14 protein-coding genes are annotated in these 12477 nt (G+C 69.3%); 8 read left to right on the top strand and 6 right to left on the bottom strand.

What is annotated here, in order from left to right:
• Positions 1–20: 20 nt before the first annotated feature.
• Positions 21–1382, bottom strand: coding sequence for a vWA domain-containing protein (locus tag IEY81_RS02605; RefSeq protein WP_189116900.1), 1362 nt, complete (start codon positions 1380–1382; stop codon positions 21–23).
• Entirely contained in the window at positions 1379–2257 is an 879-nt protein-coding gene (locus tag IEY81_RS02610; RefSeq protein ID WP_189116901.1) for an AAA family ATPase, read from the bottom strand. Before IEY81_RS02610 ends, IEY81_RS02605 begins: the two co-directional genes overlap by 4 nt.
• Positions 2258–2360: 103 nt before the next feature.
• On the opposite strand from IEY81_RS02610, the gene IEY81_RS02615 reads away from it, so the two are divergent.
• Positions 2361–2741 carry a hypothetical protein gene (locus IEY81_RS02615; RefSeq protein ID WP_189116902.1) on the top strand — a complete coding sequence of 127 codons (381 nt, stop codon included), beginning with the start codon at positions 2361–2363 and terminating at the stop codon, positions 2739–2741.
• On the opposite strand, the gene IEY81_RS02620 is transcribed toward IEY81_RS02615, so the two are convergent.
• From IEY81_RS02620 to IEY81_RS02630, 3 genes are all read right to left on the bottom strand, one after another.
• Entirely contained in the window at positions 2738–3442 is a 705-nt protein-coding gene (locus IEY81_RS02620) for a winged helix-turn-helix transcriptional regulator (protein WP_189116903.1), read from the bottom strand. The two genes, IEY81_RS02615 and IEY81_RS02620, sit on opposite strands and share 4 nt — an antisense overlap.
• A gap of 119 nt (positions 3443–3561) precedes the next feature.
• Positions 3562–4263 carry a winged helix-turn-helix transcriptional regulator gene (locus IEY81_RS02625; protein ID WP_189116904.1) on the bottom strand — a complete coding sequence of 234 codons (702 nt, stop codon included), beginning with the start codon at positions 4261–4263 and terminating at the stop codon, positions 3562–3564.
• Between the two features lie 102 nt (positions 4264–4365).
• The gene (locus IEY81_RS02630; protein ID WP_189116905.1) at positions 4366–5043 is read right to left on the bottom strand and encodes a winged helix-turn-helix transcriptional regulator; all 678 of its coding nucleotides are present in this window, start codon (positions 5041–5043) and stop codon (positions 4366–4368) included.
• Positions 5044–5097: 54 nt separating this feature from the next.
• On the opposite strand from IEY81_RS02630, the gene IEY81_RS02635 reads away from it, so the two are divergent.
• From IEY81_RS02635 to IEY81_RS02665, 7 genes are all read left to right on the top strand, one after another.
• A complete protein-coding gene (locus IEY81_RS02635) occupies positions 5098–5511 on the top strand; it encodes a VOC family protein (protein WP_229787249.1) in 414 nt (137 codons plus the stop codon).
• A 42-nt stretch (positions 5512–5553) separates the two neighbouring features.
• On the top strand, positions 5554–6195 hold the full coding sequence (locus tag IEY81_RS02640; protein ID WP_229787251.1) for a PadR family transcriptional regulator: 642 nt from the start codon (positions 5554–5556) through the stop codon (positions 6193–6195).
• A gap of 149 nt (positions 6196–6344) precedes the next feature.
• Positions 6345–7358, top strand: a complete 1014-nt coding sequence (locus tag IEY81_RS02645) for an ATP-binding cassette domain-containing protein (protein ID WP_189116907.1) — start codon at positions 6345–6347, stop codon at positions 7356–7358.
• The gene (locus IEY81_RS02650; RefSeq protein WP_189116908.1) at positions 7355–8137 is read left to right on the top strand and encodes an ABC transporter permease; all 783 of its coding nucleotides are present in this window, start codon (positions 7355–7357) and stop codon (positions 8135–8137) included. The genes IEY81_RS02645 and IEY81_RS02650 overlap by 4 nt, the downstream gene beginning before the upstream one ends.
• A gap of 152 nt (positions 8138–8289) precedes the next feature.
• Positions 8290–9024 carry a response regulator transcription factor gene (locus IEY81_RS02655; RefSeq protein ID WP_271188334.1) on the top strand — a complete coding sequence of 245 codons (735 nt, stop codon included), beginning with the start codon at positions 8290–8292 and terminating at the stop codon, positions 9022–9024.
• Positions 9021–10451 carry a sensor histidine kinase gene (locus tag IEY81_RS02660; protein WP_229787252.1) on the top strand — a complete coding sequence of 477 codons (1431 nt, stop codon included), beginning with the start codon at positions 9021–9023 and terminating at the stop codon, positions 10449–10451. The genes IEY81_RS02655 and IEY81_RS02660 overlap by 4 nt, the downstream gene beginning before the upstream one ends.
• Entirely contained in the window at positions 10448–10981 is a 534-nt protein-coding gene (locus tag IEY81_RS02665) for a hypothetical protein (protein WP_189116909.1), read from the top strand. The genes IEY81_RS02660 and IEY81_RS02665 overlap by 4 nt, the downstream gene beginning before the upstream one ends.
• A gap of 15 nt (positions 10982–10996) precedes the next feature.
• On the opposite strand, the gene zwf is transcribed toward IEY81_RS02665, so the two are convergent.
• Positions 10997–12454, bottom strand: a complete 1458-nt coding sequence (gene zwf / locus IEY81_RS02670; RefSeq protein WP_189116910.1) for a glucose-6-phosphate dehydrogenase — start codon at positions 12452–12454, stop codon at positions 10997–10999.
• Positions 12455–12477 lie beyond the last annotated feature (23 nt).

Below are 12477 nucleotides of genomic sequence, written 5' to 3' on the forward strand. Positions count from 1 at the left end.
CTGGTCGACCAGCGGCGCGATCAGGCGAGGTCGTGGACGAACTCGGAGAGCTGGGTGAGGTTGCGGCACTCGCGCATCTCGATGATCGACCCGTAGCGGGTCGCCTCGGAGTCGCCGGTGTCCCACTGCGTACGGACCTCGGGGTTGAGCCAGTAGGAGTGTCGCGCCGCGTCGGCCATACCTCGCAGGGAGTCGACGGCGAGGTCGGAGTAGTTGGAGCGGGCGTCGCCGAGGACGAGCAGGGACGACTTGGGCCCCAACGCGTCGGCGTGGCGCTCCTGGAAGAGGGAGAAGGCGCGGCCGTAGTTGGTGCGGCCCATGCGGGCGGAGTGCTCGGTGGCCTTGGTCAGCTCGGTCATCGTGTCGACGAGGTCGGCGCCGGGGCGGAAGTAGTCGGTGACCTCGTGGATCTCGTCGACGAAGGTGAAGGCGCGGACCTTGCCGAACTGCTCGCGCAGCGCGAAGACGAGCATCAGCGTGAAGGTGGCGAAGTTGGAGACGGAGCCGGAGACGTCGCACAGGATGACGAGCTCGGTGCGGTGGGGGCGCTTGGGGCGGTAGCGCAGGTCGACGGGGACGCCGCCCGTGGACATCGAGGACCGGAGCGTACGCCGCAGGTCCACCGCTCCGCGGCGGCGAGCGTGGTGCTCCTGGGTGAGCCGCGTCGCCAGCCGGCGTGCGAGCGGGTAGATCTCGCGCCGGAGCGCCTCCAGGTCGGCGCGGCGGGCGTGCAGGAAGTCGAGCTTCTCGATCGTGGGGCGGACCGCGATCTTGGCGATCTGCTCGGGCCCCTTCTCCTCGGCGATCCGGCGGCGTGCGTCGGCCTCGACGAGTCCCGCGAAGCGGCCGACCCGTCGGTTGCCGGCCCGGGCCGCCTCCTCCTCGGTCCAGCCGCCCTGCTGGAGGCCCTCGATGAGCCGCGCGGTCAGCTCGTCGGTGGAGAGCCGGCGCAGGGCGGTGTAGGACGACCACGAGCTCAGCCCCGGGCCGCGGCCGGGCATGGCACCGAAGCGGGCGACCGCCTCGGCGGCCAGCTGGCGCAGCAGCTCGGTGTCATCGGCCTCGAGCGCCTCGGCGAGGCGCGAGCTGAACTCGTCCAGCGCCTCCGGGCTGTCCTTGGCGACCCCGGCCGCCTCGGCCTCGGCGTCGACCCCCGAGCCGACCATGCGCGGGAAGTAGAGCTCGAAGAGGCCGTCGAACGTGGCGCGCTGGTTGGCGCGCTTGACCAGGGTCGCGGCGTACGCCTCCTTGACCTGGGTGCGGTCGTTCCAGCCGATCAGGCCGAGCGCGGTCACGGCGTCGAGGCCCTCGGCGAGCGACACCGGCAGCCCCGCTCCTCGAAGTGCTTCGAGGAACTCGATGTGCCGGTCGAGGAGGGTCACCGCTTCAACCGCAGCTCTCGGACCGCGCGGTCGACGTCGGAGGAGTGCTTGAGCACGACGCCGAGGGTGTCGGCGACGGCCTTGTCCGAGAGGTCGGTGATCTCGAGCGCGATCAGGGTGCGGGCCCAGTCGACCGACTCGGCGATGGAGGGCGCCTTCTTGAGCTCGAGCTCGCGCAGCCGGCCGACGACGGCGACGAGCTGGCGGGCGACGTTGTCGTCGAGGCCAGGCACCTGGGAGAGCACGATGTCGCGCTCGCGGTCGGCGTCGGGGTAGTCGAGGTGGAGATAGAGGCAGCGGCGCTTGAGCGCCTCGGAGAGCTCGCGGGTGGCGTTGGAGGTGAGCACGACCAGCGGACGCCGGGTCGAGGTCATGGTGCCGAGCTCGGGGATGGTGACCTGGAAGTCGGAGAGCACCTCGAGCAGCAGCCCCTCGACCTCGACGTCGGTCTTGTCGACCTCGTCGATCAGCAGGACCGTGGGCTCATCACGACGGATCGCGGTCAGCAGCGGACGGGTCAGCAGGAACTCTTCGGAGAAGATGTCGTCGTGGGTCTCCTCCCAGGCCTGGCCGTCACCGGCGGCCTGGATGCGGAGCAGCTGCTTCTTGTAGTTCCACTCGTAGAGCGCCCGGGCCTCGTCGAGACCCTCGTAGCACTGCAGCCGGACCAGCTCCGCGCCGGTCGCCCGGGTGATCGCCTTGGCCAGCTCGGTCTTGCCGACACCAGCCGGACCTTCGATGAGCACCGGCTTCTCCAGCGCCCCCGCGAGGTAGCTCGTCAGCGCGGTCGAGTCGTCCGCGAGGTAGCCGACATCTCCCAGGCGAGTGACGGCCTCGGCGGGCGAGGAGAACCAGGAAGACGTACGCGAAGGCATGACGCGACACTAGCGACTCCCCCGTCGGCCCGCGCCGGGTGTCCACCCGGGACCTTGGTCATAATGCCTGATCGGACCGTTACTGTCGGACTCTTTCGTCGTTGTGAGAAACGTGCACTCGGACAAGCCGCGACCGCTGACGCTTGCCGTCGTCGCCATGAAGGTCTGCGCCCTGACGGCGCTGGCCGGCTTCTGCGTCGTCGCGATCAGCACCCCGTCCGAGCCCCAGTCGCTCGCGAAGCGGGAGCAGCCGGAGCTTGCCGTGATGCTCGAGCAGCACAACTGCGTCGCGCCGCCGACGATCGCCCCGTGGCGCCGGGAGAGCGCCATCATCCGCTCGCCGCTGGGCGAGCTGAAGCACGTCACCCTCGAGGTCGGTCAGCTCGTCGAGCAGGGGAAGGCCCGGGGCGACCTGGTCGCCTTCTGCGCCGACCCGGTCTCACCCGACCCGAGCCCGAAACCGAGCTCGAAGCCGAAGCCTTAGCCGACCGCGGCCATCGCGTCGGCGAAGACCCGGATCACCCGGTCCAGGGCGGCGCGGTCGCCTTCGACGCGGAGAGCGCCCGTCGCCATGGCGGCGTCGAGGGGCTGGCCGAGAAGAGCGACCCCGGCCCAGACCGTCGAGTCGCCGGCGACCGAGACATCGACCGCGGGGAGGTCGCCGACGTCGAGGTCGAAGCCGAGCTCGCTCCAGTCCAGCCGGAACTGCTGCGGCTCGACCTCGGGGCAGCGGGAGTCGGTGAGCCGCCAGGCGGCTCGGAGCGGCGTCTCGGTCGGCAGGCTCTGCGGCGGGACCATGGTGCGCATCGCGACCATGACACCGCTCGGAGTCATCCCCGTCGACGGCACCGGGTAGTGGGTCGACCCCTCCAGCGCCCACAGCGACAGCGCACTGAGCACCTTCTCCAGCTCGCGGCCCCACTCGGTCAGGGCGTACGCGGTCGTCTTGGTGATGTAGCCGAGCTCGGTCTCGACGACGACCCCTGCCCGCTCGAGGAACAGCAGCCGGTCGTTGAGCTCCTCGGTGCTGACTCCGTTGAGCGAGGCCCGCAGATCGGGCGAGGTGCGTGGTCCGAACATCAGCTCGCGCACCACCAGCAGGCTCCACCGGTCACCGATCAGGTCCAGCGCATGCGCGGCCGCGCACGCGTCTCCCAGGTCGCCGTAGGACAGCTGCAGGGTCACGTCGGTCCTCTCCGAGTCGCCGGATCCGTCGCGGATCAGTGAACCATGTCGGAGCGGGCGGGGACGGTTGTTCTCTGCGGACAGGGGTCTCGACAGGCTCGACCTCCGGTGGGGCGAGGTCAGCTGGCCTCGGCGAGAGTGTCCGCGAAGAGACCCAGCACGCGGTCGAGCGCCGCCCGGTCGCCTTCGACCTTCAGCCCGGCCTCGGCGATCGCCGCGTCCACGGGGAAGCCCATGAAGACGACGCCGGTCCAGGCGGTCGAGTCGCCGGCGATGGCGACGTCGGGGTCCTCGAGGGTGCCCTCGGCGAGGTCGAACTCGTTGTCCTTCCAGACCAGCCGGAACTGCTCCGGGGCGGCGTCGGGGCGACGCGCGTCGGTCAGCTCCCAGGTGACGCTGATCGGCTCGGACGTGTGGGCACTGCCGGCCGGGACCATCGTCCGCATCGCCACCATCACGCCGCTCGGCGTCATCCCGGCCGACATCACCGGGAAGCGGGTCGAGCCGTGGGCCCATCGACCGAGCGCGCCGAGGATCGACTCGAGCTCGCGACCCCAGGGGGTGAGCGCGTAGGCGGTCGTCTTGGTCATGTAGCCGAGCTCGGTCTCGACCACCACACCGGCGTGCTCGAGGAACTGCAGCCGGTCCTTCAGCTCGTCGGTGCTGACCCCGATGACGGAGGATTCCAGGTCGCGTGCGGTGCGCGGCCCGAACATCAGCTCGCGCACGACGATCAGGCTCCAGCGGTCGCCGATCAGGTCCAGGGCATGCGCGGCAGCGCACGCGTCTCCGAGGTCCCCATAGGTCAGGTTCAGGGTCACGTCGATCCTCTCCGAGTCATTCGATCCCATCGAGGGTAGTGAGGCTGAACTACGGCTCGTCAGTGCCAGAGGTCCCGGCATGCCGCGGAAATGGCGGCTCCGTCACGCGGGCTTCCCGAGAGAGCCGTACGCAGCAGCCACCCGCTCCACGGCTCGCCGGTCACCCTCGACGCTCATGTCGTCGACCGGTGCTCCGCCGAAGACCACCTCCGCCCAGGCCGACGAGTCGCCCGAGACCGTCGTCGCGGGATCGTCGTCCGCACCCTCGGTCAGCGCGAAACGGTCCTGGTCCCAGCGGAGCCGGTAGCGGCGTACGGCTGCGGCGGGACGCCGCTCGTCGTGCAGCTCGATCGCGAGGCGGATCGGGCCTTCGCTCCAGTCGGTGATCGTGGCGTAGGGCGCCATCGTGCGCATCGCGACGATCGCGCCGTCGGGGGTCATCCGGCCCTCCGGCACCGGGAAGCCGGGCGACTGCTGCGCCCAGCGACCGAGCGCACTCATCACGTGCTCGAGCCCTTGGCCCCACTCGGTGAGCCGATAGGCGGTCCGGCCCGGACCGTCGACCTGCTCGACCACGCCGCTGTCCTGCAGCGCCCGCAGCCGCGCGGTGAGGACCGCAGGGGTGATGCCGACGACCGCCGAGGCGAGCTCGGCGAACCGGCGCGGGCCGAGCATCAGCTCGCGCGCGATCACCATGCTCCACCGGTCACCGATGACGTCCATGGCGTGCGCGGTCGCGCAGGCGTCGCCCAGGTCGGCGTAGGTCTGTTTCTTGGGCATCGATTCTCCGAACTCCTTGTCCTCGACCCTGGCACTATGTTTAGCATATCAGTCATGCAGACAACCATCGGCCTCCCCACCCGTGACCGGCGGCTGGCCTACGAGTTCTACCGAGACGGCCTGGGCCTGCCCACACCCGGGGAGCCCGCCAAGGACGGCGTGCCGGAGCCGCTGCGAGCGACCCTGTCCGACTCCTGCGAGGTGATGTCGATCCCGACCGGCGGGTTCAGGTGGGTCACCGAGCAGCTCGGCGACGAGCCGATCGACTCGGCCACGCTCCCGCCACCGGAGGAGCTCAAGCAGTGCGTCCTCACCCTCGGGCTCGGCTCTCCCGAAGAGGTCGACGACCGCTTCGCGGCGGCCGTACGCCTGGGCCGCACCGTCGCCGAGCCGACCCGGATGCCGTGGGGCTACCGCGCTCTGGTCGCCGATCCCGACGGCCACCTCTGGCAGCTGCTCGCGGCATGACCGAGCCGCTGAGGAGCCGTCACCGGCCCTACAATCCTGACCATGGCCGGAGACGACACACGGATGCTGCTGCTGGGGGCGGTGGCACTGTTCGAGCCGGTCAACGGCTACCAGATCCGGCGCGAGCTGATGTCCTGGCAGGTCGACCAGTGGGCGAACATCAACCCCGGCTCGATCTATCACGCACTGACCTCGTTGTCCGACAAAGGACATCTGACCAGGCACGATCTGGTCGACAACGGTCGCACGGTCGCGGTCTACGAGATCAGCGACAGCGGCCGCAGCGAGCTGGAACGCCTCGTCTCGCGCTCGCTGCAGGCCGTGGACGTCTACAACGGCGTCTCGTTCTACGCCGCGTTCTCACTGATGCCGTTGCTCGAGCGGCCGGCCGCGATCCAGCACCTCAGCCTCCGCCTGAAGAACCTCGAGCGCACCCTCAAGGAGCTCGACGCCGCCCTGCGGGTGAACGTCGGGGCGGTGCCGCCCCACGTCACCTCCGCGACGCGTCTCCAGCACGACAAGCTCCACACCGAGCGGACCTGGCTGGTCGAGGTCCTCGATGACGTACGCAGCGGCAGGCTCTCCTTCGTCGACGAAGCCCCCGGCTGGACTCCGGCCGACGACGACCCCGGTTGGCAGATGGACGCCGACCGAAGGCGCTACCGGGAGATGCTGCGCCGCTGAGCCGGCCCGGCTCGACCGGAATTGGTTTGACAACTCGGGATCAAAATTGAACACTCGCGATATTCAAGTTTGAATACGCAGGCGAAAAGCAGATGATCCCCGACGTCCGGCCGTGCTTGTCTGGACTCGCACGCACAAGGGAGTGACACATGATCCACGCACGCGGCCTGAGGCACACGTTCGCCTCCGGCCATGGCAAGCAGAAGAAGGAAGTCGTCGCGGTCGACGGGGTCGACCTCGACGTCGACGAGGGCGAGGTGGTCGGCTTCCTGGGCCCGAACGGCGCCGGCAAGACCACCACGCTCCGCATCCTCACCACCCTCCTCAAACCCACGGCCGGCACCGCCACGGTGGCCGGTTTCGACGTCGCCAAGGAGTCCGTGCAGGTCCGGCGGAGCATCGGCTACTGCTCCCAGGTCGGCTCGACCTTCTCCGGCGCCTTCGCGGGCGACGAGGTCGTCGACCACGGGATGCTCTACGGGATGTCCAGGAAGGACGCCGTCGCCAACGGTCAGGCGCTCTTCGAGCGGCTCCAGCTCGACGGCCTGTGGCGCCGCAAACCGCGCAACATGTCGGGCGGGCAGAAGCGCCGTCTCGACATCGCGATGGCGCTCATCCACGCTCCGAAGCTGGTCTTCCTCGACGAGCCGACCACCGGCCTCGACCCGCAGGCCCGGGCCAACCTCTGGGACCACATCGCCTCGCTGCGTACGGACCATGGGATGACGGTCTTCCTGACCACCCACTACCTCGACGAGGCCGACACCCTCGCCGACCGGGTGATGGTCATCGACCAGGGCCGCATCGTCGCCAACGACACCCCGGAGAACCTCAAGGCCGCCGTCTCCGGCGACCTGGTCTCCCTGGAGGTCGCCACCGACGAGCAGGTCGCGATCGCCCGCGACAAGCTCGCCTCGATCTCCGAGCGCGTCGACGTCGACGACCGGCTGGTCAGCGGCCGGGTGCCGCGCGCCGGCAAGGCCGTGCCCGGGCTGCTGCGCGACCTGGAGTCCAACGGCATCTCCCTGGAGTCGATCGAGGTAGCCCGCCCCACCCTGGACGACGTCTTCCTCACCCTGACCGGACGCACCCTGCGTGACGCCGAGGCAGGCTCACCCGAGGCCGACGTGGCCACCGAGCAGAACGAGGAGGTCATGTCATGACCGACTTCCAGCAGCCCGTCCTCAGGTCCGGCTTCTTCCGGGAGTCGATGGTCGTCTTCAACCGGCAGCTGCGGATGAACCTTCGCAACCCCGCCTGGGTGCTCATCGGAGTGATGCAGCCGGTCCTCTACCTGCTGCTCTTCGGGCCGCTGCTCGAGCCGCTCATCGAGCAGCTCGGCGGCAACGCCTACAACTGGTTCGTGCCCGGCATGCTCGTCCAGCTCGGCATCTTCGGGGCGATGTTCGCCGGCTTCTCGCTGATCGGCGAGTGGCGCGAGGGCGTCATCGAGGCCGAGCGGGTCACCCCCGCTTCGCGCGGGGCGCTGCTCTTCGGGCGGCTCTACCGCGACCTGCTGCAGATCCTGGTGCAGGCGATCATCCTGGTCCTGCTGGGTCTGGTGATGGGCATGGACTTCCGGCCGGTCGGGATCCTCGTCGGGATCGCGATCACCGTGCTGATCGGTGGGGCCGGGGCGGCCGCCTCCAACGCGTTCGCGCTGCTCGTCAAGAGCGAGGACGTGATGGCACCGGTGACCAACATGCTGCTGATGCCGATCCTGCTGCTCTCCGGCATCTTCCTGCCGATGAGCTTCGGCGCCCAGTGGCTGCAGACGCTGGCCGACGTCATCCCGACCAAGCACATCGTCGACGCGGTGCGTTCCTCGTTCTTCGGCGACCTCGGGATGGCCGACATCGGCTGGGGCGTCGGCTGGACGTTCGTCCTGTTCGGGCTCGCCGTCTGGTGGGGCATCTCCACCTTCCGCAAGGAGAACGCCTGACTTGACGGGTGTTTCATGGACTTGACGGGTGTTTCAGTGCCCGTCAAGTCCAGGGATACCCGGTCGACCGGGTATCCCACACCCCCGCGAACTCAGCGGAAACACCGCCTTACTCTCAGCGGCGACTCAGCGATGGGTGGCAGGGTAGGAGTGTGAACAGCCCTGCCACCCCTCGTGATGGGTCCAGCGACGCGCTCGGCGACAAGCCCCACGTGCTGGTCGTCGACGACGACAAGGCCGTGCGCGAGTCGCTGCGCCGGTCCCTGGAGTTCAACGGCTACCAGGTCGCCCTCGCCGGCGACGGGGCCGAGGCGCTCGCCGGCATCGCCAACCACGGTCCGGACGTGGTCATCATGGACGTGATGATGCCCCGGCTCGACGGCATCGAGGCCACCAAGGCGCTGCGGGCAGCCGGCAACGACGTCCCGATCCTTGTGCTCACCGCTCGCGACGCCGTCGGCGACCGCGTCGACGGTCTCGACGCCGGAGCCGACGACTACCTCACCAAACCGTTCGCGCTCGAGGAGCTGCTCGCCCGGCTGCGTGCGCTGCTGCGCCGCGCCGCCCCGGTGGGCGACGACGACGAGGAGACCCTCCACTTCGCCGACCTCGCGATGAACACCACCACCCGCGAGGTCACCCGCGGCAAGCGGGCCATCGAGCTCACCCGCACCGAGTTCACGCTGCTGGAGATGTTCCTGCGTCGGCCCCGCCGCGTACTCGACCGGTCGTTCATCCTCGAAGAGGTCTGGGGCTACGACTTCCCCACCACGGCCAACTCGCTCGAGGTCTACGTCGGCTACCTGCGCCGCAAGACCGAGGCCGAGGGTGAGCCGCGGCTGATCCACACCGTACGCGGCATCGGCTACGTCCTGAAGGAACCGTGAGCGGCGCCGTGACCACGGCCACCGGCTCGCGCTACCGCGGCTCCTTGGCGGGTCGGGTCACCCTGTTGACCACTCTTGCGGTCGCTGCTTCGATCGCACTGATCGCGACCGGGCTCTACTTCGCCGTGCGGATCCAGCTCCAGGCGAACATGGACGAGTCTCTGCTGAAGCGTGCGCACGCCGCCGCCTCGAACCCGCAGTACATCCACGACGCTCGCGACGGCAGCTACTTCCCGGTCTTCGCTCTGAACGCCGGCGACATCGCACTCATGTCGGTGACCCAGAACGGCGACTACTGGAACCCGCAGAAGCGGGACGACACCGACTTCCCGATCCCCGGCGCGCCGGAGGCGTATGTGGCGCAGCGGAAGACCTCCTATGCCGTACGCACGATCACCACTGACGAGGGCGGGGTCTTCCGCGCGGCCACGGTGCCCATCTCGGGCACCGACGAGGCGTTGATGCTCGCGCAGTCGATGCAGCCGCAGCAGGCGATGTACAAGCGGCTCGGGCTCATCGTGCTCTTCTTCGGCGCCGGCGGAGTGGTCGCCGCCGCGTTCGCAGGATGGGTCGTGGCCGCCGGCGGCCTGCGGCCGGTGAGGCGCCTGACCGACTCCGTCGACCGGATCGCAACGACCGAGGACCTCACCCCGCTCCCGGTCGAGGGGGACGACGAGATCGCGCGGCTGGCGACCTCGTTCAACCGGATGCTCTCGGCTGTCTCCGCCTCCAGGGACCGTCAGCGGCAGCTGGTGGCGGATGCATCGCACGAGCTGCGTACGCCGCTGACCTCGCTGCGTACGAACGTCGAGCTGCTCACCCAGGCCGACGCCTCGATCTCGGGCGAGCAGCGGGCCGACCTGCTCGGCGACATCCGCGCCCAGATCGAGGAGCTCACCAACCTGATCGGCGACCTCGTCGAGCTCGCCCGCGACGCGCCCGCCGAGCCGACGCTGGAGTCGGTCGACCTCTCCGACGTGGTCGACCGGGCGCTCTCCCGGGTGCGGCTGCGCGCGCCGTCGGTGACGTTCACCGAGGACGTGACCTCGTGGTGGGTGATGGGCGACTCGAGCTCGCTGGAGCGTGCGGTCACCAACCTGCTCGACAACGCCGCCAAGTGGTCGCCGGAGTCCGGCACCGTGCACATCACGCTCCGCGACGGTGTGCTCGACGTCGACGACGAGGGCCCCGGCATCGCCGAGGCCGACATCCCCTACGTGTTCGACCGGTTCTACCGGTCCACGGAGGCCCGCTCGATGCCCGGCTCGGGCCTCGGCCTCGCTATCGTCCGACAGGTCGCCGAGCGCACCGGCGGGTCAGTCTCCGCGTCCCGCTCGCCACGCGGGGGCGCCCGGATGACCCTGCGCCTGCCCGGCTCGGCCTCACCCCGGCCGACCGAACCGCCCACGGAAGTGTTGAACCATTGAGAACCGCCCTCCTGGCGCCCGCCGCTGTGCTGGCGCTGGTCTCGCTGGCTGCCTGCGGCGCCGACGAGCCCGAGAAGCCGTCCGCGTCCGCCTCACCCTCGGGGAAGGCGGACCAGAAGGCGTTCAACCCGTGCGACGGGCTCGACATCGCGCCCGTCGAGAAGGCGCTCGGCGCCGAGCTCCGCGTCGAGAAGGGCACCTCGGCAGCACCCCGCTGCGCACTCCTGCCGAAGGAGTCGGGCGGGACTGCGTACGAGCTGAACTACCTGCCCTTCAAGGGCACGCTCGCAGACGCCTGGAAGACCATGGACGTCGCCTCCGGAAAGGTCAGCGAGCCCGAGATCGACGGCGCCGACGACGCCCGGCTGGTCAAGCAGCAGGGCGTGAGCTCCTACGCGGTCACCGGCTTCGTCCAGAACGGGCCGTTGATCCAGAGCTTCAACTCCGTCGACCTGGAGCCGTACGACGGCGACGCCATGGACCGCGCCGCGCTCGTGCTGCTCGAGCAGCTGAGCGCGAACGCCTCCTAGGCGCGCCCGTCGGGACTACTGCTTCTTCGTCTCGCGCCAAGAGCGCTCGAAGGGCAGCCGCCAGGCGTGCGGGGCGATCAGCTGGTGGATCGAGTTGGGTCCCCAGGAGCCGGGCGCGTAGAGGCGTACCGGCGGCGGGTTGTCGAGCAGCGGCTGGGAGATCTTCCAGAGCGTCTCGATGCCCTCGGCGGTGGTGAAGAGGGTGTGGTCGCCGCGCATGGCGTCGTGGATGAGGCGCTCGTACGCCTCCAGGACGCCGGTCGCCGAGCTCGTCTCCTGGGTGGCGAACTGCATGGAGAGCTTCTCCAGCTTCATGCCGGGCCCGGGGCGCTTGCCGTAGAAGGAGAGCGACATCTTCGACTGGTCGGCCAGGTCGAAGGTGAGGTGGTCGGGGCCCTGGGTGCCGGCACCGGAGTTGGACGGGAACATCGTCAGCGGCGGCTCCTTGAACGCGATCGAGATGATCCGCGCCCCTTCGGCGAGCTTCTTGCCGGTGCGCAGGAAGAACGGCACGCCTGCCCAGCGCCAGTTGTCGATGATCACCTTCATCGCGATGAAGGTCTCGGTGTCGGAGTCGTCGGCGACCTCGTTCTTGCCGCGGTAGCCCGAGTATTGGCCACGCACCACGTTGCGCGGGTCGAGCGGCTGGATCGAGCGGAAGACCTTGTTCTTCTCCTCGCCGATCGGGTCGGGGGCCAGCGAGGTCGGCGGCTCCATCGCCATGAACGCCAGCACCTGCATCAGGTGGGTGACGACCATGTCGCGGTAGGCGCCGGTGCTCTCGTAGAAGGCGGTGCGGCCCTCGAGACCCAGGGTCTCGGGGATGTCGATCTGGACGTGGTCGATGAAGTTGCGGTTCCAGATCGGCTCGAAGAGACCGTTGGCGAAGCGGAACGCGAGGATGTTCTGCGCGGCCTCCTTGCCGAGGAAGTGGTCGATCCGGAAGATCTGCTCCTCGGTGAAGACCTCGTGGATCTTCGCGTTGAGCTCCTTGGCCGACTCCAGGTCGGTGCCGAAGGGCTTCTCCATGATGATCCGGGCGCGCTCGACGAGGTCGGCCTCCTCGAGCTGGCGGATCACGTCCTGGGCGGCCTTGGGCGGCACGCTGAGGTAGTGGAGGCGGCGTACGTCGTTGCCGGCGCCCTGCAGCTTCTTCTCGGCGAGCTTCACCGCGTCTGCGAGCGCGTGCGGGCCCTCCTTGGTCGAGACGTAGGAGATCATCTCGCCGAAGGTCTGCCACCGCGCGTCGGTGATGTCGCCCTTGCCGAACTCCTCACAGGCGTCGCGCGCGAAGGCTACGAAGTCCTCGTCGGCCATCTCCTCGAGGGAGGTGCCGACGATCTGAGCGTCCGTCATCAGCCCGGCTTCGTGGAGCCGGAGCAGGCCGGGCAGGAGCTTGCGGCGCGCCAGATCACCCGTCGCACCGAAGAGCACGATCACATGAGGCAGGGCTTTGTCATCGATGGTCGCCATGATGTCTCCACGGTAGTCCTCGT

It is taken from the genome of Nocardioides luteus, assembly GCF_014648595.1.
Classification (GTDB): Bacteria; Actinomycetota; Actinomycetes; order Propionibacteriales; family Nocardioidaceae; genus Nocardioides; species Nocardioides luteus.